General features: G+C 71.3%; 20 protein-coding genes. 16 read left to right on the top strand and 4 right to left on the bottom strand.

What is annotated here, in order from left to right; translation table 11 throughout:
- Positions 1-79: 79 nt before the first annotated feature.
- The gene (locus tag AC2AXK_RS08870) at positions 80-1,066 is read right to left on the bottom strand and encodes a DUF3152 domain-containing protein (RefSeq protein ID WP_484345011.1); all 987 of its coding nucleotides are present in this window, start codon (positions 1,064-1,066) and stop codon (positions 80-82) included.
- 94 nt (positions 1,067-1,160) lie between these two features.
- Between AC2AXK_RS08870 and AC2AXK_RS08865 the strand changes: the two genes are divergently transcribed.
- Together AC2AXK_RS08865 and AC2AXK_RS08860 are read left to right on the top strand one after the other, a co-directional pair.
- Positions 1,161-1,820, top strand: coding sequence for a TetR/AcrR family transcriptional regulator (locus AC2AXK_RS08865; protein ID WP_484345010.1), 660 nt, complete (start codon positions 1,161-1,163; stop codon positions 1,818-1,820).
- Between the two features lie 53 nt (positions 1,821-1,873).
- Positions 1,874-2,098: a DUF3107 domain-containing protein gene (locus AC2AXK_RS08860; protein ID WP_484345009.1), complete on the top strand. Its 225-nt coding sequence runs from the start codon at positions 1,874-1,876 to the stop codon at positions 2,096-2,098.
- A gap of 100 nt (positions 2,099-2,198) precedes the next feature.
- Here the strand turns inward: AC2AXK_RS08860 and AC2AXK_RS08855 are convergent, their stop codons facing one another.
- The gene (locus tag AC2AXK_RS08855) at positions 2,199-2,939 is read right to left on the bottom strand and encodes a ferritin-like fold-containing protein (RefSeq protein ID WP_484345008.1); all 741 of its coding nucleotides are present in this window, start codon (positions 2,937-2,939) and stop codon (positions 2,199-2,201) included.
- 250 nt (positions 2,940-3,189) lie between these two features.
- On the opposite strand from AC2AXK_RS08855, the gene AC2AXK_RS08850 reads away from it, so the two are divergent.
- Positions 3,190-4,863, top strand: a complete 1,674-nt coding sequence (locus AC2AXK_RS08850; protein ID WP_484345007.1) for a DEAD/DEAH box helicase — start codon at positions 3,190-3,192, stop codon at positions 4,861-4,863.
- Positions 4,864-4,913: 50 nt separating this feature from the next.
- On the opposite strand, the gene AC2AXK_RS08845 is transcribed toward AC2AXK_RS08850, so the two are convergent.
- Positions 4,914-5,771, bottom strand: a complete 858-nt coding sequence (locus tag AC2AXK_RS08845) for a PHP domain-containing protein (protein ID WP_484345006.1) — start codon at positions 5,769-5,771, stop codon at positions 4,914-4,916.
- Between the two features lie 58 nt (positions 5,772-5,829).
- Between AC2AXK_RS08845 and AC2AXK_RS08840 the strand changes: the two genes are divergently transcribed.
- Complete coding sequence (locus AC2AXK_RS08840; protein WP_484345005.1) at positions 5,830-7,419, top strand: aminopeptidase P family protein; 1,590 nt, start codon at positions 5,830-5,832, stop codon at positions 7,417-7,419.
- Between the two features lie 21 nt (positions 7,420-7,440).
- Here the strand turns inward: AC2AXK_RS08840 and AC2AXK_RS08835 are convergent, their stop codons facing one another.
- Positions 7,441-8,109 (bottom strand): YflT domain-containing protein, encoded by a 669-nt coding sequence (locus tag AC2AXK_RS08835; protein WP_484345004.1) that lies wholly within the window; start codon positions 8,107-8,109, stop codon positions 7,441-7,443.
- 122 nt (positions 8,110-8,231) lie between these two features.
- Between AC2AXK_RS08835 and AC2AXK_RS08830 the strand changes: the two genes are divergently transcribed.
- The 12 genes from AC2AXK_RS08830 to AC2AXK_RS08775 all read left to right on the top strand — a co-directional run bounded on the left by AC2AXK_RS08830 (position 8,232) and on the right by AC2AXK_RS08775 (position 22,125).
- Entirely contained in the window at positions 8,232-9,575 is a 1,344-nt protein-coding gene (locus AC2AXK_RS08830; RefSeq protein ID WP_484345003.1) for a magnesium transporter MgtE N-terminal domain-containing protein, read from the top strand.
- Positions 9,568-10,131: a DUF1003 domain-containing protein gene (locus AC2AXK_RS08825; RefSeq protein ID WP_484345002.1), complete on the top strand. Its 564-nt coding sequence runs from the start codon at positions 9,568-9,570 to the stop codon at positions 10,129-10,131. The genes AC2AXK_RS08830 and AC2AXK_RS08825 overlap by 8 nt, the downstream gene beginning before the upstream one ends.
- A 50-nt stretch (positions 10,132-10,181) precedes the next feature.
- A complete protein-coding gene (locus AC2AXK_RS08820) occupies positions 10,182-11,336 on the top strand; it encodes an Mrp/NBP35 family ATP-binding protein (RefSeq protein ID WP_484345001.1) in 1,155 nt (384 codons plus the stop codon).
- 284 nt (positions 11,337-11,620) lie between these two features.
- Positions 11,621-12,592 (top strand): hypothetical protein, encoded by a 972-nt coding sequence (locus AC2AXK_RS08815; protein WP_484345000.1) that lies wholly within the window; start codon positions 11,621-11,623, stop codon positions 12,590-12,592.
- A gap of 186 nt (positions 12,593-12,778) precedes the next feature.
- Positions 12,779-13,726 carry a hypothetical protein gene (locus tag AC2AXK_RS08810; protein WP_484344999.1) on the top strand — a complete coding sequence of 316 codons (948 nt, stop codon included), beginning with the start codon at positions 12,779-12,781 and terminating at the stop codon, positions 13,724-13,726.
- Between the two features lie 56 nt (positions 13,727-13,782).
- A complete protein-coding gene (locus AC2AXK_RS08805) occupies positions 13,783-14,751 on the top strand; it encodes a hypothetical protein (protein ID WP_484344998.1) in 969 nt (322 codons plus the stop codon).
- Positions 14,752-14,971: 220 nt separating this feature from the next.
- Positions 14,972-16,000 carry a hypothetical protein gene (locus tag AC2AXK_RS08800; RefSeq protein ID WP_484344997.1) on the top strand — a complete coding sequence of 343 codons (1,029 nt, stop codon included), beginning with the start codon at positions 14,972-14,974 and terminating at the stop codon, positions 15,998-16,000.
- A 191-nt stretch (positions 16,001-16,191) separates the two neighbouring features.
- A complete protein-coding gene (locus AC2AXK_RS08795) occupies positions 16,192-17,238 on the top strand; it encodes a hypothetical protein (RefSeq protein WP_484344996.1) in 1,047 nt (348 codons plus the stop codon).
- Positions 17,239-17,401: 163 nt separating this feature from the next.
- Positions 17,402-18,385 (top strand): hypothetical protein, encoded by a 984-nt coding sequence (locus AC2AXK_RS08790; protein ID WP_484344995.1) that lies wholly within the window; start codon positions 17,402-17,404, stop codon positions 18,383-18,385.
- 61 nt (positions 18,386-18,446) lie between these two features.
- Positions 18,447-19,970, top strand: coding sequence for an efflux RND transporter periplasmic adaptor subunit (locus AC2AXK_RS08785; protein WP_484344994.1), 1,524 nt, complete (start codon positions 18,447-18,449; stop codon positions 19,968-19,970).
- Positions 19,967-20,674: an ABC transporter ATP-binding protein gene (locus AC2AXK_RS08780; RefSeq protein WP_484344993.1), complete on the top strand. Its 708-nt coding sequence runs from the start codon at positions 19,967-19,969 to the stop codon at positions 20,672-20,674. Before AC2AXK_RS08785 ends, AC2AXK_RS08780 begins: the two co-directional genes overlap by 4 nt.
- The gene (locus AC2AXK_RS08775; RefSeq protein ID WP_484344992.1) at positions 20,671-22,125 is read left to right on the top strand and encodes an ABC transporter permease; all 1,455 of its coding nucleotides are present in this window, start codon (positions 20,671-20,673) and stop codon (positions 22,123-22,125) included. Before AC2AXK_RS08780 ends, AC2AXK_RS08775 begins: the two co-directional genes overlap by 4 nt.
- The last annotated feature ends 12 nt before the right edge of the window (positions 22,126-22,137 follow it).

Below are 22,137 nucleotides of genomic sequence, written 5' to 3'. Positions count from 1 at the left end.
GGACCACGAGCCACCGACAGCGAGGACCAGGACCGCCGGGACGGGACGTATGTCACAGGACCGGCGGAGCGGTCGGCCGCTACGGCCGTGGCCACCCGTTCGGGACGCAGGAGATCGCCTCGCCGCTCTGCTGGACCATGACGTCGGCAAGGGCGCCAGGTCCGCCGCACTGCTTGTGGCGGTTGCCGAGCACGTGCCCGACCTCGTGGTTGACGAGGTACTGCCGGTAGGCCACCCGGTCCTCGCCGTAGACGCCGGAGCCGCCGGCCCAACGCATGTAGTTGAGCACCGCGTTGCGGTACTGACCGCACGACCAGATGCCCACGGTGTCCATCGGGGCGCAGAGCGCGTCCGTCGTGTCCGGGCTGGCGAGGGTCACGGTGAACGACGCTTCTCCCGCGGTCCGGGCGAACGTCTGCGAGCCGTCCCCACCCCAGCTCCGCGGATCGTTGAGCGTCGCCATGACAAGGGCAGCGACCTTCTCGCCGTCGACCGGGAGCCCGTGCTCCACCTCGACGCGGACGGTCTTGACCTCACCTCCGCCCGGAGCGGGTACCTCCCCCGGCACCACGTGGAAGGTACCTCCCGCGAACTCAGGGACGTCGGTGGAGAGCATGCCTGCGGCGAAGTCGGACTCCGTGACACCAGCGGGCAGGACGGGCGCCGGCGGCTCGACGAGCACCGGCGGCTCGACGGGAGCGACGTCGACCGCGGGAGCCTGGGCGTCCGGCAGCACGGCGGGCGCATCAGAGACCGCCTCCCCGTCCGGGACCCCTGTCCCGGTGGGCAGCGGGTCGCGGGCTCCGCCGCGGCTGGCCGGCGCACGGTCGGTCGAGTGCGCGTCCGTGCCCGCCGTCGGCGCGGTCCCGTCGGAGCGGGCGCCCGAGAGCGCCGGGCCGCCGAGCACCGACCTCACGCCGTCGCCCGAGGCCGCTCCGGTGGCGACCCCACCCAGCAGGCCCACGACGGCGAGCGCCAGGGCCGGGAGAGCGCGCATCCGGCGTCCGGGCCGACGCACGTCGGTGTCACGCACCACCGGTCGGCGGGCAGAGGTTTGCGGGGTCACCCACCCATGGTGCCAGAATCCGGGCGAGTAGCCCTACGCTGGACAGGTGCAGAGCAACCCACCTGCCCCCGCGGAGCGCCGCACGAGGCCTCGCATGCCCAAGAGTGAGCGCGTCGCGCAGCTCCTCGCGATCGCACAGGAGCTCTTCGCCGAGCACGGGTTCCATCACATCTCCATGGATGACATCGCTGAGCGCGCCGAGGTGTCGAAGCCCATCCTCTACCGACACTTCCCCTCGAAGCTCGACCTCTACCTCGCCGTCATCGACAACCGTGGGAGCGCTCTCGTCGATGCCGTGTCGTCTGCGCTCGTCCCCGTCGAGGAGGCGATCGACGCACCGGACACCGCACCCGGTGGGTACGACGTCGTCCACGCGGTGGTGCGCGCGTACGTGGAGTTCGCGGAGGGGTCCGGGGTCGCGGCGTCGCTGCTGTTCGAGTCCGACGTGACCCGCGACGCCACCGTCCGGGACCGGGTCGAGGGACCGAACCGGCGTAACGCCGAGGTCATCGCCCGGGTGCTCGCGCAGATCACCGACCTCACTCCGGCACAGGCCCTCGTCGTCGCGCGGACGTCGACCGCGGTCGCCCGCGTCGCGGCGGCAGAGGCGCTGCTCAAGCAGCTGCCGCAGACCGATCTGACGTCCTCCACCCCGACCGAGGAGACGACCGACCTCATCGCGCAGTTCGCTTGGCGCGGAATACACGGGATGCTCCGGCGTGACGGCGCCCCCGACGCCGATACGTCCGCCTAGGATCAGAGCGTACGGCTGGTCACCAGCCCTCGGAGCAACGGAAAGTGGGACCCGTGGACATCACGATCGGCGTTCAGAACCAGGCACGCGAGCTCGTCGTCGAGACCGACGCGACGGCCGACGAGGTCACCAAGGCGGTCACGGACGCACTCACCGGCGGAGCGGTCCTCGAGCTCACGGACACCCGTGGGCGGCGCGTGCTCGTGCCGTCCGCGACGATCGGGTACGTGGAGATCGGCAGCGAGGCCCAGCGCCGCGTCGGGTTCGCCTCCATCTGAGGCGGCCCGCCCGGGAGGCCTGGCGGCGCCCTCGGGCACGCCCCTCGCTCCGGCCCCGCCCGGCCGCCCACCGCGCGGTGGGCGGCCGGGCGGTGAGGCCCTAGGCGGCCAGCCCCAGCCGGCCCATGCGACGGGTGTGCTCGGCGGTGAGCTGGGCGAACAACCACGACTGGTCGGCGACGACGTCGCCAGCCATCTGCGCCGCACCGCTGACGACGAGCCTGCCCAGGCTCGGGCGTTCGCTCAGCAGGTGCCCGACGAGGCCGAGGGCCTCGCCGACGAGACGCCGCCCCCACAGGGCCAGGCGCGATGCCAGCACGGCGTCACCCCGCGCCGCGTCACCGAGGATCTCCACCGACAGCTCGGCCGTGCGGTTCTCGTCGAGCACCTCCATGACGACTGCTCGCGTGCGGGGCTCGAGCCCCTGCGCCGCGATGCGGCAGAAGTCGTCAGCCACGCCACTCCCGACATACCCCTTGAGGACGCCCTCCCACCAGGTGCCGGGCTCGGTGCGCGCGTCGTAGTCGTCGAACGTGCCGAAGAAGGTCAGCATGTGCGGGTCGGGCTCTTCGCCGAGGTCGGCGATGTGCGCAAGGATGCGCTCCTGCCGCTGGAGGGCGGCCCCGGCCAGCCTGACGAGGCGCAGCTGCTGGTCGACGGTCGGCGCGCTGGCGGCGTCCGAGGCGAGCCTCGTGAACGACGCGAGCTCGGTGTAGGCGATGAGACCGAGGAGGTCGAGGGTGTCGGCGAGCTCCGTCGTGGCGCCACCCGGCCGGCCACGGTCGTGGGGCTGCGTCTCGCGCGCTGGGGGGTGGCTTGCGGTGGACCTCACGTCGCTCATCGGACAAGAGTACGTACCGACCCCGGTGGAGGGTTGCGTCCGATACGCTATGGACGTACATCGGTTGCCCGGTCGTCTCGACCCTTGGGTCGGAGCGAAGCCCGCGAGAGCGGTCCGCCCCGGCGCGCATACCTGCGATCGGCTGCCGGCCACAGGCGCGCACGCCCGTCCTGACGTCTCAGCGCCGCGAGTCCTCGCGGAAGCTCCGGCCGACGACGTGCAGCGCCCACCAAGAGACACTTGAGGCGACGTGACCACCACTTCGAGCAGCGTCCAGGCTGCCAACCCCACTTTCAGCGACTTCGCCGTACGGCCGGAGATCGTCCAGTCGCTCGCTGACGCGGGCATCGTCACCCCGTTCCCGATCCAGGCGATGACCCTGCCCGTGGCCATGTCGGGACACGACATCATCGGCCAGGCGAAGACCGGGACGGGCAAGACGCTCGGCTTCGGCGTCCCGCTGCTGCACCGGGTGGTGGCACCCGGTGAAGAGGGCTACGACGAGCTCCCCGCGCCCGGCAAGCCCCAGGCCCTGGTCATCGTCCCCACCCGCGAGCTCGCGGTCCAGGTCGCCAAGGACCTCGAGGCAGCGTCCACGCGTCGGTCGGTCCGGATCGTCCAGCTGTACGGCGGGCGCGCGTACGAGCCGCAGGTCTCTGCCCTCGAGAAGGGGGTCGAGGTCGTCGTCGGGACCCCGGGACGCATGATCGACCTGCTCAAGCAGGGGCACCTCGACCTCACCCGTGCGCAGTGCGTCGTGCTCGACGAGGCGGACGAGATGCTCGACCTCGGGTTCCTGCCCGACGTCGAACGCCTGCTGTCGCGGACGCCCGCGGTCCGGCACACGATGCTCTTCTCGGCGACCATGCCGGGCGCCGTCGTGACGATGGCGCGCAAGTACATGAAGCAGCCGACGCACATCAGGGCGAACGACCCCGACGACGGCGGCCAGACCGTGAAGAACATCAAGCAGGTCGTGTACCGCGCGCACGCGCTCGACAAGGTCGAGGTGCTCGCGCGACTCCTGCAGTCCAACGGGCGTGGTCTGTCGATCGTGTTCGCCCGCACCAAGCGCACGGCCGCCAAGGTCGCTGACGACCTGACGGAACGTGGCTTCGCTGCGGGAGCGATCCACGGCGACCTCGGCCAGGGTGCGCGCGAGCAGGCGTTGCGCGCGTTCCGGAACGGCAAGGTCGACGTGCTCGTCGCCACGGACGTCGCGGCACGCGGCATCGACGTCGACGAGGTCACCCACGTCGTCAACTACCAGTGCCCCGAGGACGAGAAGACGTACCTGCACCGCACCGGCCGCACGGGCCGCGCGGGACACAAGGGCACCGCGGTGACCTTCGTCGACTGGGACGACATGCCGCGTTGGTCGCTCATCAACAAGGCGCTGGACCTGGGCATCCCGGAGCCGGTGGAGACGTACTCGACGTCCCCGCACCTCTACTCCGACCTCGACATCCCCGAGGGGACGAAGGGCCGGCTCCCGCGGTCGGCGCAGACACGGGCAGGCCTGGCCGCCGAGACCCTCGAGGACCTCGGCGAGACGGGCAAGCGAGGCTCGGGCCGTGCGGCTCCAGCAGGCGCTGGCTCGGCGGGCGGCGGTCGCCGTGAGGGCGCTTCCCGGAGCGCGGCACCCCGCGACAAGGGCGCCCGCGACACGGCACCGCGCGAGGGCGAGCGGCGCCCTCGGACCCGCGTCCGCGACGACAGCTCGCCGGCAGCGCAGAGCACAGCGACAGCTGCGGACGCCGTGGCGCCTGCGAGCGCCACGACGGGACCGTCGTCCACCGGGGCACAGGGATCGGGTGACGGCGAGAGCACCCGTCCCCGCCGGAACCGTAACCGGCGCCGGACCCGGTCCGGCGGACAGGAGAGCGGGAGCTCGACACCCGGCGAGGCGCCCGCCACCGCCTGACCTCTGTCCGCGGCGCGCCGCCCACGGTGGTCGGGTGGGAGCGCGCCGCGTCAGGCGGGCCGGACCACGTCCATGAGCCCCGCGGCCTCGATCTGCTCGAGGACCGCGGGGCTCGTCGTGTTCTCACCGAGCCGGTTGGGCTTGCCGTCACCGTGATAGTCGCTCGAGCCCGTGACGAAGAGCCCGAGCGCTCGCGCCAGGTCGGTCAGGCGGCGGCGCTGCTCGGGGCTGTTGTCCCGGTGCTGCACCTCGAGCCCCATGAGCCCGGCCGCCGCCATCTCCTCGATCGCCGCGTCGGACACGATGCGGCCGCGCACGTCGGCGCCCGGGTGGGCGAACACCGCGACACCACCTGCTGACCGCACCGCGCGGATCGCATCCAGTGCGTCGGGCGCGTAGTGCGGGACGTAGTACGGGGTGTCCGTCGCGAGGATCGTCGAGAACGCTGCCGAGCGGTCCGGCACGTAGCCCGCGGTGACGAGTGCGTCGGCGATGTGCGGTCGGCCGATGGTCGTCCCCTCCTCCGTGTGGTCGAGGACGTCCTGCCAGGTGAGGGCGTAGTCGTGTCCCAGGCGCTCGACCATCGTCCGGGCCCGCTCGGTCCGCGCGGTGCGGACCCGCTCGTTCTGCGCGCGCAGCGCCTCGTGCTCCGGGTCATGGAGATAGCTGAGGACGTGGACGCTCACGCCGGCGTGCTTGGCGGAGATCTCCGCCCCCCGGACGAGCGTGGCACCGGTGCGGCGGGCGGCGTCCGCGGCCTCGCCCCACCCGGACGTCGTGTCGTGGTCCGTCAGGGCGATGACGTCGATGCCTGCCTCCACCGCGCGCTCGACGACCGCGGCGGGCGCGTCCGTCCCGTCCGAGGCGTTCGAGTGGGCGTGCAGGTCGATGATGAGGTCGCGTGGCACGAGAGCCACTGTACTGAGGAGTGTGCGGACGTCCCCGCAGGAGTGCGAGCATGGAGGGATGACGTCCGACGCACTCTCCCCGACCGATCCCGCCCTCCCCTCGGAGTCGCTGACACCGACCCAGCCGTTGAGCGACCGCGGCAGCAACCGGTCGCAGCGGCCGTCCTCGGACGGATTTCGTGCGTTCATCGCGAGCGGGTGGGCTCCTCGACGGGGTGCGCGGGTCACTCCCGGCCGGGCGGCACCGTACACGTCGGCTCGTCGGGCGGCGATCTCCGCCCGGTTCCCCGGAGACCTGCTCGTCGTTCCCGCGGGATCCCTCAAGACGCGGTCCAACGACACGGACTACAGGTTCCGGCCGCATTCCGCGTTCGCGCACCTCACTGGTCTCGGTGCGGACCGCGAGCCGGACGCGGTGCTCGTGCTGCATCCCGTCGAGCGGCGCGACGGCACCGAGCGCCACGAGGCCGTCCTCTACGTCCGTCCCCTCGCGGACCGCGACACGGAGGAGTTCTACGCCGACGCCCGGTACGGCGAGTTCTGGGTCGGTGCACGTCCGTCCCTGGCCGACGTGACGATGCTCACCGGCATCCGGGCGGCGCACATCGACGACCTCCCGGCCCGCCTCTCCCACGACGTCGAGAGCAGCGGTGCGCAGGTGCGCGTGGTGCCGGGGTCCGACAGCGCGACGGAGATCCTCGTCGAGTCGCTCCGGCTGATGCACCCCACACCTCCCGAGCAGGGCACGGTGGCCGACGGAGCCGGCTCAGACGGCGCCACCCCGGACGAGGAGCTGGCCGAGGCGCTCTCCGAGCTGCGTCTGGTCAAGGACCCGTTCGAGATCGCCGAGATCCGCGAGGCCGTCGCGACGACGATCGACGGTTTCACCGCCGTCGTGCGGAATCTGCCGCGCGCCACCGCGCACCGGCGCGGGGAGCGCGTCGTCGAGACGACGTTCGATGCTCACGCCCGCCTGGAGGGGAACACCGTGGGCTACGAGACGATCGCCGCCGCCGGCGAGCACGCGACGACCCTGCACTGGATCCGCAACGACGGCACGGTGCGCGACGGCGACCTCCTGCTGCTCGACGCCGGGGTCGAGGTCGAGTCGCTCTACACCGCGGACATCACGCGGACTCTGCCTGTGAGCGGGACGTTCAGCGACGCCCAGCGGCGGGTGTACACCGCCGTGCTGGACGCCGCGGACGCCGCGTTCGCTGCCGCGCGACCGGGTGCGAAGTTCTCGGACGTGCACGCGGCCGCGATGGAGGTCATTGCGGCCCGCCTCGCCGAGTGGGGCCTCCTGCCCGGGACCGCTGCGGAGTCGCTGGCACCCGAGGGCCAGTTCCACCGGCGCTGGATGGTGCACGGCACGAGCCATCACCTGGGTCTTGACGTGCACGACTGCGCGCAGGCACGACGCGAGATGTACCTCGACGCGCAGCTCGAGCCGGGGATGGTGTTCACCATCGAGCCGGGCCTGTACTTCAAGAGCGACGACCTCACGGTCCCGGAGGAGCTGCGGGGCATCGGCGTGCGCATCGAGGACGACGTCCTCATCACGGCAGACGGGAACGAGAACCTCTCGGCGGCGCTGCCCCGCCGGCCGGAGGACGTCGAGGCCTGGATGGCGACACTGCGGTCGTGAGGGCGCGCGCCCCGGGGTCGATCAGGGAGCCGTCGGATCGCTCTCGGGCCGTACCGGCGTCGTGTCCGCGATCCGTACGCCGTAGCGGGGCTCGCCGTCCTTCGTGAGCGGCGACGGGCCGACGGGACCGGTGCCTGGTCCGGTGGGTGTGAAGGCGGCCGCCGGACCAGCGCCTGCGTCCTGCACCGGCGGGGTGGCGACCGGGCGGGCCCATCCGGCGACCTGGTTCTCCCGCAGGATGCGGGTCGCCTCGTGCGAGCGGGTGGAGTCGCAGAGGACGGCGTAGGACGTCGCGACGATCTGGCTCGAGGACGTGAAGTCACGCTTCCCGCGCGTCATCGAGTAGGAGAGGACGGAGAACAGCAGTCCGAAGCCTGCACCGATGGCGACGGCCGCAAGGATCGAGAGCGCGGCCCCTTCGCCTCCGAACATGGAGAGCAGGAGGCCGACGAACAAGCCGAACCAGGCGCCTGACGCGAGCCCGGCGAGCGCGACGCGTGAGTACGTCAGACGTCCGGTCACTCGTTCGACCATCTTGAGGTCGGTGCCCACGATGGTGACGGACTCGACCGGGAACCCCGCGTCCGAGAGGACGTCGACGGCCTTCTGCGCCTCGAGGTAGGTCCCGTAGGAGGAGATCTCTTCGCCGCGGGGCTGGGTCGGCAGGTTGGGTGCTTGGCTCAGGCTCATAGCTCAGTGTCTCGCACGCCTGAGTATCGCGCTAGCGGTCTGTCCTGGTTTAGGGGGTTTGTACGCACCGCGAACACTGACACTCCGGGGCGGTCGCGCGAGAAGTGCGTAGGCTTGCGTCCGTGAGCAGCGTCGGAACACAGGTCTTCGTCGCGCGCCTGGCCGGCACCATGGTCTTCGACCCGATCGGGGACCAGGTGGGTCGTGTGCGCGACGTCGTCGTCCTCATCCGGCCCAAGGGCGCCCCGCGCGCCGTCGGACTCGTCGTCGAGGTGCCCGGACGCCGTCGGGTCTTCCTCCCGCTCACCCGGGTGACGAGCATCGACGCCGGCCAGGTGATCAGCACCGGCCTGCTCAACATGCGCCGCTTCGAGCAGCGCGCGGTCGAGAGCCTCGCGGTCGGGGAGCTGCTCGACCGCACCGTGGAGTTCGTCGACGGCTCCGGCACCGCGACGATCGAGGACCTTGCGATCGAGCAGCAGCGCACCGGTGACTGGCTCGTGAACAAGCTGTTCGTCCGACGCCCGGGCACCGGCAAGGGTGCGCTCGGTCTGCGGCGCCGCGGACACACGCAGCTCGTCGACGTGGAGTCCGTCACAGGGCTCGCCGACAGCTCGTCGACCCAGGGGGCCGCCCTCCTGCTGGCCGCCTACGACGACCTCAAGCCCGCGGATCTCGCCGACGTGCTGCACGAGCTCGGCACCACCCGCCGCGTCGAGGTGGCCACCGCCCTCGACAACGAACGCCTCGCCGACGTCCTCGAGGAGCTCCCCGGCGACGACCAGGTGTCGATCCTCTCCTCGCTCGACAACGACCGCGCAGCCGACGTCCTCGAGGCGATGCAGCCGGACGACGCGGCCGACCTCCTCCACGAGCTCCCCGACGCACAAGCCGCCGAGCTCCTCGAGCTCATGGAGCCCGACGAGGCCAGGGACGTGCGACGGCTGCTGGCGTACGACGAGAACACCGCCGGCGGCATGATGACGACCGAGCCCGTCGTCCTCTCCCCGGAGACGTCGATCGCCGCCGCGATGGCGCGCATCCGGCGCGCCGACCTCTCCCCCGCACTGGCCTCGATGGTGTTCGTCGTGCGCCCTCCCCTCGAGACACCGACAGGCCGGTTCCTCGGGGTCGTGCACTTCCAGAAGATGCTCCGGGAGCCGCCGCACGAGCCCGTGGGCTCGGTCCTCGACTCCGACATCGAGCACGTCTCGACGGATGCGCCCCTCGGGCGCGTCACGCGCCTGCTTGCCGCGTACAACCTGCTCGCCCTTCCGGTGCTCGACTCCGAGCGGCGGCTTCTCGGCGTCGTGAGCGTCGACGACGCCCTCGACCACATGCTTCCGGCAGACTGGCGGGAGAGCGACGAGAGCGAGGCGCTCGACCGCACCGGCACGCGCCTCGAGTCACCGCCCCGCGCCTCGCGCAGCGGACGGACAGGAAGCCGTGGAGGTCGCCGTGGCTGACCGGCTCGACACCCCGAAGGAGTCGCGACGGACCCTCCTGCCGAGGTTCCGTTTCAGGCAGGACGCGTTCGGCCGGGTCGCCGAGGGTACCGCCAGGTTCATGGGGACCCCGCGCTTCCTCATGTACATGACGGTCTTCTGCATCGCGTGGCTCGCATGGAACGTGTGGGGACCGGAGAACCTGCAGTTCGACTCCGCGGCGCTGGGGTTCACCGCGCTCACGCTCATGCTCTCGTTGCAGGCCTCGTACTCCGCGCCCCTCATCCTCCTCGCGCAGAACCGGCAGACCGACCGCGACCGCGTGACCGCCGAGCAGGACCGTCAGCTCGGCGAGCGCAACCTCGCCGACACGGAGTACCTCGCGCGCGAGATGGCGGCGCTGCGCATCGCGCTCAACGAGGTCGCGACCCGCGACTTCGTCCGTTCCGAGCTGCGCAACCTCCTCGAGGACATCACCGCCAAGGACGACGAGCGTGACTCCGAGCGGCAGGCCCGCGAGGGCGACGAGCCCGGGCGGCCCGACCTCGTCGACCGGTTGGGCGACCACCGGCCCTGACCTCGTCCGCCCGGACCGGACCACGGCGGACCGCTGCGTAGGATGGCAGCATGCCCATCTCCAGCGCCACCGCTGACCTCGAGGCAGCCGTCCGGGCCGCCCTCTCGCGCGTGATCGACCCGGAGATCCGCCGCCCGATCACCGAGCTCGGCATGGTGCGGTCCGTCGTCGTCCAGCCGGGCCCCGGCGCCGGTGCCCGTGCCGTCGTCGGGCTGGACCTCACCACGGCGGGGTGCCCGATGAAGAGCACGCTGACGGCGGAGTCGAGCGCGGCGGCACTCGCGGTCGAGGGCATCACCGACGTGGCGATCGAGCTCGGGGTGATGAGCAGCGAACAGCGGGCCGGGCTCCGCTCCATGCTGCGCGGGGGCGACGGAGACCCCCGCATCCCCTTCGCGGAACCCGGATCGCTGACGAAGATCTACGCGATCGCCTCCGGCAAGGGCGGGGTCGGCAAGTCCACCGTCACGGCGAACCTCGCGGCCTCGATGGCCGCCGACGGACTCAAGGTCGGTGTCATCGACGCAGACATCTACGGATTCTCCGTGCCGCGGCTCCTCGGCGTCACGGCGCAGCCGACGCGGGTCGACTCCATGCTCCTGCCGCCCATCGCGCACGAGGTCAAGGTCGTCTCGATCGGCATGTTCGTCCCGGCCGGGCAGCCTGTCGTCTGGCGCGGACCGATGCTGCACCGCGCGCTCGAGCAGTTCTTGTCCGACGTCTTCTGGGGTGACCTCGACGTCCTCCTCCTCGACCTCCCGCCCGGTACGGGTGACATCGCGATCTCCGTGGCCCAGCTCCTGCCGAACAGCGAGATCGTCGTGGTGACGACGCCGCAGGTCGCCGCGGCCGAGGTCGCCGAGCGGGCCGGGTCGGTCGCGACCCAGACGAACCAGGGCCTCGTCGGCGTCGTGGAGAACATGTCGTGGCTGGAGCAGCCTGACGGCTCCCGTCTCGAGCTCTTCGGTGCCGGTGGCGGCGCCCGGGTGGCGGAGAACCTCTCGACGCTCACGGGGACCTCGGTGCCGCTCCTCGGGCACGTCCCGCTCGACATCGCGCTGCGCGAGTCCGGCGACGACGGCGTCCCTGTCGTGCTCAGCCACCCGGAGACGCCGGCTGCGCGCGCGCTGCAGTCGATCGCGCGCTCGCTCGCCGCACGCTCGCGCGGGCTCGCAGGACGACATCTGGGACTCTCGCCCGTCTGAGCCATGGACCGGCTGTCCGGACAGCGCTCCCCGCTTGCGGCGACGTGCCCTGCGCCCCCGACCTGCCTCCGTACCCGATGAGTGTTGGGGAAGGATCATCCCGCGGGTGGATATGTCCCGACCGTCCCGCGCTCTAGAGTCGTACGGGCCGCACAGGCCACTCGTCTCCACGTCACCGACGGGACGGGCGTCCGTTCCCGGCGACATCTTCCTCACGCCCGCCGCCCGGTGCGCCAGTCGTCGGCTATCGACACAGCAGCCGGCCCAGGAAGGTGTGCCCGACCATGAAGACCGTTGCGACACACCATCGAGCCGTCGTCGCCGCATCAGCAGCCGTCCTGCTGCTCGGCGCATGCTCGAGCACCACCTCCCCGGAGACGGACCCCGTGCCGACGTACGAGGACAGCCCGCTCTCCGTGTACCTGGGCAGCATCTGGAACAGCGACCCGGAGGCCGCGGCGGCGGCGCAGGTCGAGCTCGAGGAGAAGGTCGCGCAGTGCATGGCCGACCAGGGGTTCGAGTACACGGTCTCTGCAGGCGCACCGGACGGCGCAGCGGACGTCGGCGCGGACGACTGGAACACCGAGTCGTGGATCGCGGCGAACGGGTTCGGTGCCGCGTCGCTCTACGGTGATGCGCCGGAGGTGCCCGACGCACCCACCGACCCCAACGGGGACTATGTCGCGTCGCTGTCCGAGGCGTCGAGGCAGGAGTACTTCAGGGCTCTCCACGGCGAGGAGGCGGGCAGCGTGACGGCGGAGGAGCTGGGAGGATCCGCGCCACCAGCCGACGGGCTGGGCTGCTACGGGGCGAGTCAGGAGGGAGCGACCTCCGCCGAGATCTTCGCCGACCCCGCGAACCGGGAGCTCTACGACAAGATCTTCGAGCTCACGCAGACCATCCTCGCAGATCCCGCGGTCCTCGCCGCCGACGTGGAGTGGTCGGACTGCATGGCCGACGCCGGCCACGCCGGGTATGCGTCCCAGGGCGAGCTGTTGGAAGAGGTGTACACCTCCTTCGACGAGCTCTACGGATGGGTCGACGGCATCCCCCCCGACAGCGACATCAGCCCTGACCCCCAGGCGGTCGCAGAGCTGCGGGAGTGGGAGATCAGCATGGCGCTCGCCGACCGCGCGTGCCGGGAAGAAGTCGGTTGGGACGCCGCCTACATCGCTGCTCAGCACAGGACCGAGGAGCAGTTCATCTCCGATCACAAGAGCGAGCTCGACGCGCTCATCGCAGAGTACGGCGGTTGATCGGCAACCTGCACAGATCACCCGGGAGCTCGCTGGGCACGGCCCGGGCTGGCACGGCCTGACGGCCCAGAGTCATCCCGTGGGGGGATGGGAGGGCTCGCGGATCGGTCGTAGCCTTCTCGATGTCCCGCCGTGGCGATTCGTCACCTTCGACACCGTTGCCCGTCTCGAGAGGTTCTCCGCATCATGAAGCGCACTGCCACCTCCGGTCACCCGCTGATCGCCTTCGCGGCGGTGGCCCTGCTCCTCGCCGCATGCTCGGACGGGGCGCCGTCGACGAAGGGGCCCGGCCTTCGGTACGGAGAGAGCCCGCTCGCGGAGTACCTGGGGAGCGCCTGGGGCTACGACGACGATGCGGCGCAGGTCGCGGCCGATGAAGCGGTGGCCCAGTGCATGGCAGACCAGGGTTTTGAGTACACGGTGCGCGACGCCGGGTCGACGGACGAGTCCCAGGCCGACTACGACCCGGACGAGATGAACTCCGAGTCGTGGGTCGCGGCGAACGGGTTCCACGTCTGGTCGATGTACGAGGAGGCCGCCCCTGTGCCCGACGCCAACGCGGAGTATGTCGCGTCCCTGTCCGAGGCCTCGCGCGCTGAGTACGACGCGGCACTCTACGGGGAGTACGGAGAAGGCATGACGGAGGAGGAGCTGCAGAGCTACGTGCCGTCGCCGGAGGAGCGGGGCTGCTTCACGCTCAGCGCGCAGGCCGCTCCCGCCACGAGCTTCCTCGACGACCCGAAGTACAGCAGGATCTCCGAGCAGATGGGCGCCCTGCACCAGGCCTCGCTCAAGGTTCCCGCCGTCCTCGCCGCGGTCGAGGAGTGGTCCGGATGCATGGCCGACGCGGGGCACGCCGGGTACACGTCCCTGGACGAGATGCTGTCCGAGCTGTTCGCGGAGTATGAGGACCTGTACGGATGGACGGCCGGCGAGGCCACCGTCACCCCGGCACCCCAGGAGGTGACCGAGATGCGTGAGCGGGAGGTCACCCTGGCGCTCGCCGACCTCACCTGCCGCGAGGAGGTCGGCTACGACGACGTCTTCCTCACGACCCTGCACGCCGCCCAGGAGCAGTTCATCGCCGACAACAAGAGCGAGCTCGACGAGATCGTCGCCGAGTACGGCAGCTAGCTAGTCGTTGTCGTCACGGCCGCCACTGTCGCCCGACCCGAGAGGACCTTCTCACCATGAAGCCCACTGCCGTCTCCCGCCGCCCGCTGGTTGCCGTCGCGGCGATCGTCCTGCTCCTCGGAGCATGCTCGAACGAGGAGTCCACGCCGACAGACGACGACCTGCGCTACGGGGAGAGCCCTCTCTCGGAGTACCTGGGCAGCGCCTGGGACTACGACCCTGAGACAGAGGCCGCAGCGCAGGTGGAGCTCGAAGAGGCCGTCGCTCAGTGCATGGCGGACCAAGGATTCGAGTACACGGTGCCCGATGCCGGGTCCGACGACACGTTCTCGTCCGTCGATCCTGACGAGATGAACACCGAGGCGTGGATCGCGGCGAACGGGTTCGGCGCGTCATCGGTCTACGAGGACCTCGGCGCCGAGGTGCCCGCAGACGCCAATGCAGAGTATGTCGCCTCCCTGTCCGAGGCCTCCGCCGCCGAGTACTACGCGGCGCTCTATGGCTCGTACGGCGAGGGCATGACTGAGGAAGAGCTGCAGAGCTACGTGCCGTCACCGGAGGAGCAGGGCTGCTACGGGACGGGTCTGCAGGCAGCCCCCGCCTCGAACGTGTTCTCCGACCCGGAGCACAGCGAGCTCTTCGAGAAGATCGGCGCCATCAGGACGACCGCCCTCGAGGATCCCACCGTCGTCGCCGTGACCAAGGAGTGGTCGGACTGCCTGGCCGACGCGGGGTTCTCCGGGTACGCGTCCCAGAGCGAGCTGATGGACACGGTCTTCGCGGAGTACGACGTCCTGTACGGATGGGTCGACAACGTTCCACCCGAGACCGCCGTCACCCCCGAACCCCAGGCGTTGACCGAGATGCGTGAACGGGAGATCTCCATGGCGCTCGCCGACTTCACGTGCCGCGAGGAGGTCGACTACGACGACGTCTTTCTCACGACCCTCTATGCCGCTGAGGAGCAGTTCATCGCCGACCACAAGAGCGAGCTCGACGAGATCGTCGCCGAGTACGGCAGCTAGCCACGGAGCCTGATGTCGGCCGACAGTCCGGCGGACACGGCGGATACGCGACCCAGGAGGAGCTGCTGGACGCGCCGAACACACGATCTTCACAGGTCCCCGAGGTCACGGGCTGCACAGATCGGCGTCGGGCGGCGTTCTAAGGAGGCACACCTATCCGCCCCAGCGCGTCCGACACGGACGCCCCACCACGCAGCGTCACGCTGCCGGGAGCGCACCCATGACACATCCGGCCCTCCACCGCGCCGTCCTCCTCGGAACAGCGGGACTCCTTCTCGTCAGCGCCTGCTCCGACGGGGGTGGGACGACACCGGAGGCGAGCTCGCCCGCCGAGGGCGGCGAGGCGGACCCGACCCCGGTGGCCTCTCCGATCGAGGAGTACCTGGGGGTCCTGGCGGCCCCCGACGAGAGCGACGCGGTGGCCTCGGCGCTCGCTGTCCAGGAGTTCATCGCCCAGTGCATGGCCGACGAGGGCTTCCAGTACACCGTGGTCGACGTCGCGTCGTGGTACTCGGACGACCTCCATGGCTCCGACGACGGCGGGGGCACGCGCGAGTACGTCACCGCGAACGGGTACGGGATCACGGAGAAGCCCGGTGAGGTCGAGGAGGCCGAGAAGGCCGTGGAGGACCTGGGACCCGAGCCGAACATGGCGTACGTCGAGACCCTCTCGGACGCGTCGGCCGCCGCGTACCAGCAGGCCCTGAGCGGCGTATGGGCTGGCGCTGGCACGAACGGCCTCAGCGAGACCGAGATGGCGGCCGCCCCTCCGGAGGACCAGGGGTGCAAGGGGCAGGCCGACGCCGCGGTCTACGACGAGGGCCCGTGGCAGAGCCCGGAGTTCGCGGCTCTCAAGGACGCGCGCGACGCGCTCTACGATGGGCTCGCGAACAGTCCGGAGACCGCCGACGCGGACGCGGCGTGGGCCGACTGCATGGCCGACGCGGGTTATCCCGGGCTGGCCAAGCAGCCTGACGCGGCGGAGAGCATCAAGGCCGCCCAGGACGAGGTGTGGGCTGCGGTGGACGTGAGCACCGACCCCGCGGCGCGACCCGAACCGACCGTCCAGGCCGAGCTCAACGCCCTTGAGATCGCGACGGCCCTCGCCGACCTCACCTGCCGCGAGGAGGTCGGGTACGACGCCACCGTCGATGCCGTCCGCATCGCCGCGGAGGAGCAGTTCGTCGTCGACCACAAGAGCGAGCTGGACGCGCTCATCGCAGCAACCGAAGAGGCCGACCGAGAGTGACGGACCGGCGACCCCGGACGGTGCGGCACCCCTCCCGCGAGCGGTGTGCCGCACCGACGAAGGTCGCAGGAGGCGGCCGATCATGGCGTCCGACGGCCGATGCCTCCCGCCGGGGGCGACCCGTAGCGTCGACGGCAGCGAGGGCCAGCGGTCCTCGACCCGACGTGTCGCCACCCCAAGGAGCTGCTCCCATGACTGTGCCCACCGGCCCCCACCCCACCACCAGAGCTGCGCGGAGCACCTGTTCCGGCCACCCTTCCGCCCGCCGCGCGGTCGTCGCCACGGGGCTCGTCGCGGTCCTGCTCACCGCCGCCTGCTCGGCGGAGGACACCACCGCGAAGACGGGTGCCGCGGACGGGTCGAGCGGCGTGACGCTCGCCGACAGCCCGCTGGCGGAGTACATGGGCGACCTCTGGACGATCGACACGGCGTCGATCGTCGCCGAGCAGCGCGAGATCGAGGAGCGCGTCGCCCAGTGCATGGCTGACGAGGGCTTCGAGTACACCGTGGCGGACGTCGAGCAGCAGCTCGGGCCCCTCGCGTCGCTGGACCTCGCCGAGGTCGGCACCCGCGAGTGGATCTCCCAGCACGGGTACGACGTCGCGACGTCCGTGGGCACGACCGACGACGTCACGACAGAGGTCGTCGACCCGAACGTCGCGTACGTCGAGACGCTGTCCGCGGCGTCCAGGGCGGAGTACGACCTCGCGCTGTACGGCGACCTCTTCCCCCCGGAGGACCTCGCGCCCGAGGAGGTCGCGGACTGGGAGCCGCAGCACCCCGGGTGCACCTCGACCGCACGTGACGAGGTCTCCGGGCCGGCGATCTACGCCGATACCCAGTACCAGGAACTCATGGCCAAGACGTTCGAGCTCGAGGAGGCCGCCCTCGAGGACCCTGCCGTCGTGACGGCGAACGACGCCTGGGCGGACTGCATGGCCGACGCGGGATACCCGGGCCTCGCGTCGCCGGCGGACGCCCGGGACACCATCACGGCCGCGCTGGACGACCTGTGGGCGACCGTGGAGGGGGACGCCCCGACGTCCGAGGACCTCGATCCTGCCGCTCTCGCCGAGCTCAGGGAGCGCGAGATCGAGACGGCCCTCGCGGACGACACGTGCCAGGCGGGGTCCGGCTACCGGGACGCGCTCCTGCGGAGCGTCTTCGCGGCGGAGGAGCAGTTCATCGTCGACCACCAGAGCGAGCTCGACGCGCTCAAGGAGGCGTACGGGCGATGACCCTGCCATCGCCCGGGCGGAGACGCCGGACGCACGAGTCATCCCTTGGGTGGATAGTCCCCCCACCCCGCTCGCGCATAGTCTTCTCGCGTCGCCCTTCGCGATACATCCATATTCTTCGCTTCCATCCTGAAGCGTCCGCCCGCAGGGGGTTCGTCCACACATGAAGCAATCTGTCCTCCGCCGTGCCACCGGCGTCACCGGGTTGGCCCTCGTCCTGCTGACGAGCGCCTGCTCCGACGACGCCGGGTCCACCACCCCCTCCTCCGGCGCCGAGCTCACGGCGGAGGAGTCGCCGCTGCTCGTCTACCTCGGCGACATCATCGGGTTCGACTCCGAGTCCTTCATCGCCGAGCAGATCGTCGTCGAGGAGTTCATCGCGCAGTGCATGTCGGACGAGGGGTTCGAGTACGTCGTCCAGGACGTCAAGGCGATGTACTCGGACCTGTCCGACGTCTCCAGCGACATGAACTCCGAGGAGTGGGTCATCAAGAACGGCTACGGCTACGGCAGCGTCGAGGAGGACAGCGAGACCCCCGAGCCACCCACCGACCCCAACGCCGAGTACACGGAATCACTCTCCGAAGCGAGCCGCGTGGCGTACGAGGAGGCGCTCTGGGGGACCTACACCATGCCCGAGGGCCTCTCCGAGGAGGAGCAGATGGAGTGGACGCAGCCTCTCGAGGAGCAGGGCTGCTACGGCGCGGCGCAGCAGGAGGCCGGCAGCACACAGCTGTGGGACGACCCCGAGTTCCAGGCCATGAACGACCAGGTCACCGCCCTCTACGAGGACATCCTCAAGGACCCGAAGGTCGCCGAGGCCGATGCGGCATGGGCCGACTGCATGGCCGATGCCGGCTACTCCGGGTTCTCGAAGCAGGAGGACGCGAGGCAGTCCATCTCCGACGCCGACACCGCGTTGTGGAGCGACGCCGAGGCCCTCGGCCCCGACGGCGCTCCCCGCTCGGACGCCGTCGCGGAGCTCCGCGAGCTCGAGCTCGCCACCGCGCTCGCCGACTTCACCTGCAAGCAGGAGGTCGACTACGACACGACGGTCCTCACGGTGCAGTTCGCCGCCGAGGAGCAGTTCATCGCCGACCACAAGATCGAGCTCGACGCGCTGCTCGCCGCCCACGCCGAGGGGTGAGGTCGCCGATGCCGCACCACGCACGACCATGACCACTGCACGAGACACGAAGGAGCACCCCATGGGCGACGCAGCACCTGCGCGAGGCCTGCACGGACACCGCATCATCTGGTTGATCGCGGTGGTCGCGGTCCTGTCCCTCGTCGCGGGGATGCTCCTCAGCCGGCTCATCGTGTCCCCCAACGACGCGGCCGCCCAGGCCGAGCCCCCGACCGGCGGGCCCATCACGGTGCCCGTCGAGAGCCGACTCATCCAGAACGACGTCGTCCTGCGCGCCGACGTGCTGTACGACGAGGCCGTGGACGTCCGCATCGACACGTCGGAGTTCAGCGGGGCGGCCGTCGTCACCGGGGCGATCCCCGAGGTCGGTGCCGTCATCGAGAACGCCGCCGTCATGCTCGAGATCGCCGGCCGGCCCGTCATCGCCCTGCCGGGGGCCCTGCCCGCCTACCGCACCCTCCGTGCCGGCGTGTCCGGCCCGGACGTCATCCAGCTCAAGCAGGCGCTCGTGGCCCTCGGAATCGATCCCGGCGACGCCGAGTCGGACCTCTACGACGCCGCGACCGCGGCGGCGGTGGACAAGCTCTACGTCGCCGTCGGGTATGAGTCACCGCAGAGCAGCGACGAGGCGACAGCCGCCGTCGATGCCGCCCGCGACGCGCTCACCATCGCGAAGTCGAGCCTCGTCTCGGCCGAGGCGGCCCTCCTCAAGGCCCGCGCGGGGGCGACGCAGGTCGCGCGGATCGAGGCCGACAACGCGGTCAACGCCGCGTGGCGGGCGCGGCAGAACCCCGAGGAGGGAGCCGACGTCGCCACGCTCGACGAGACCCTCGCCGTCGCCGTCGCCCAGCGGGACGCCCTCCTGGCTCCCGTCGACACGAGCGAGGAGACAGCGACGCGCGACGCCGCGAGCCAGGCCGTCACCACGGCCCAGACCGACCTCGACGAGGCGCTCGAGGACACCCTCACGCACCTCCCGGCGAGCGAGGTCACGTTCTTCTCCGACCTCCCGCGGCGCGTCAACGCCGTGCAGGTCGCGCGCGGTGACGCCGTCGAGGCGTCCACGCCCGTGCTCAGCGTCTCCGGCGCGACACTCGTGGTCCAGGGGACGGTGAGTGCCACCGAGGCGCCCCTGCTCAGCGCGGGGCTCGTCGGGAGCTTCGAGCTCCCGGACGGGACACCGGCCAACGCGACGATCCTCGAGCTGACCAAGGGCGGTCCGAGCCCGACCGGCGCAGCCGGGGGTGAGGGCGATGACGCAGCAGCAAGCAGCGGCACGCAGGACGGGCTCTTCACGGTGACCTTCACCCCGGACGCCCTCACCCCTGAGCAGATCGCGCTGCTGCAGGGCACCAACGTCCGCATCGTCGTCCCCGTGAGCTCCACCAACGGCGAGGTGCTCGCCGTACCGTCCGCGGCGCTCACAGCCGGCCCGAGCGGTGAGTCCCGCGTCGAGCGCCGGACCGAGGGGGACGCCAGCGAGCTCGTCACCGTCGAGACAGGTCTCGCCGCGGACGGGTACGTCGAGATCGTCTCCTCCGAGGTCCCCCTGGCCGCCGACGACCTCGTGGTGGTCGGCGGATGACCCTCACCGAGGAGATCCCGCTCACGCCACCCGACCCCACGCCCGCGGTCGTGGAGCTCCGGGCACTCGGCCGCTCCTTCCCCGGCGTGGACGCCCTCCGTGAGGTCGACCTCACGGTGACTCCGGGAGACTACGTGTCGATCATCGGACCGTCGGGCTCAGGCAAGTCGACGCTGCTCCACATCCTCGGGCTGCTCGACCGTCCCACCTCGGGCGAGTACCTCATCGACGGCATGGCGACGGGGAAGGCGTCCGAGCACGACCGTGCCGCCCTGCGCGGCGGACGCATCGGCTTCGTGTTCCAGTCCTTCCACCTGCTCCCGCAGCGCACCGTCCTCGACAACGTCCTGCTCGCCTGCCTGTACAGCGGCGTGCCGCGCGGCGAGCGCGTGGAACGGGCACGGACCGCGCTCGCGCGGGTGCACATGGACCACCGCATGAACTTCACGCCCGTCACCCTCTCCGGTGGTGAGCGGCAACGTGTGGCGATCGCGCGCGCGGTCGTCGCCAACCCGAAGCTGCTGCTCGCCGACGAGCCCACCGGCAACCTCGACACGACGAACTCGGCGGGGATCATGGACCTGTTCGACGAGCTCCACGCGGACGGTCTCACGCTCGTCGTCATCACCCACGATCCCGCGGTCTCGGCCCGGGCGACCCGACGCGTCCGCATCACCGACGGACGACTGGCGGAGGTCGCATGAGGTCGCCACTGGCCGCACTGGCCGCACGCAACGCCGAGACGTCAGCGGCGCCCGCCCTCCCGGACACCACCGAGACCACCGACACGGTGGGAACGACGCCCGCGGCGGAGACCGGTCCCGCGGGTCCGGCTCGCGCGGCCCGGTTCCGGGCCCTCGTGGGACGTCGCCCACGCTGGCCCGAGCGGTGGCGACGCGGGCAGCGGACCTCTCGTCTGCACCTCAGCTCCCGCCGCGACCGCTTCTCGGTGCGTGACCTCTTCGCGGAAGCAGCGCACGGCATCGGCGCCCGCCCCGGCCGGCTCCTGCTCACCATCCTCGGGACCGTCCTCGGCATCGGGTCCGTCGTCGTCACCGTGGGCCTCGCCCAGACCGCGGCCGGTCAGATCAGCGCCGAGTTCGACGCCGTCGCCGCCACCCAGGTGGTCATCGAGCCCGAGACCTCCGGCGGCGCGCTCGGTGGGCAGGAGCGCGCCCTGACGATGCTTCCGTGGGACGCACCGGAGCGAGTCCTACGCCTCAACGGTGTCGAGCGCGCCGGCCTCGTCGGCGCGGTCGACGTGAAGGGCCAGACCGTGACGGCCGTCCCGGTGAACGACCCGTCCGTCGCTGCCCTCTCGAGCCCACCCGTCCTCGCATCGAGCGGCGGTTTCCTCGAGGCGGTGCGCGGCGACGTCGTCGCCGGGCGCTACTTCGACGACGGCCACTCCGAGCGTGCGGACCGGGTCGTGGTACTCGGTGAGCGCGCTGCGACGAAGCTCGGCGTCAACCGCCTCGAGAGCCAACCGTCCATCTTCATCGGGGAGACCAACTACACCGTCATCGGGATCGTCAACGGGATGGACCGCCGCAGCGACGTGCTCGACGCGGTCGTCCTGCCGATCGGTACGGCGCGTGCGGACTACCAGCTCCCCGCCGCGGAAGAGCTGCACGTGCGCATCGCCACGGGGGCGGGGCCGCTCGTCAAGGAGCAGGCACCCGTCGCGCTCGACCCCAACGCCCCGGAGACGTTCTCCGTGGCCGCACCCCGCAGCGGCTCCGACCTGCGCGAGAACGTCCAGGCGAGCGTCGACGCGATCTTCCTCGCGCTCGGCGGCGTCGCCCTGCTCGTCGGGGGCGTCGGCATCGCGAACGTCACCCTCCTGTCGGTCATGGAGCGCCGTGGGGAGATCGGGCTGCGCCGGGCCCTGGGGGCCACGAAGCGCAACATCGCCGGTCAGTTCGTCGTCGAATCGGTCGTCATCGGGTTGCTCGGCGGGCTCATCGGGGCCGCCCTCGGGGTGTTCATCGTCGTCGGCGTGTCCGTCGTGCGGGAGTGGACACCGATCCTCGACATCCGGATGGCGGGCGGCGCCGCGCTGCTCGGTGGGGTCATCGGGCTCCTCGCGGGCCTCTACCCCGCCATGAAGGCGGCGGCCGTCGAGCCGATCGCCGCGCTGCGCGGCGGAGCCTGAGCTCCGCCGCCA

It is taken from the genome of Sanguibacter sp. Z6_81 (assembly GCF_057180625.1).
This window is presented reverse-complemented; position numbering and strand designations above follow the sequence as displayed.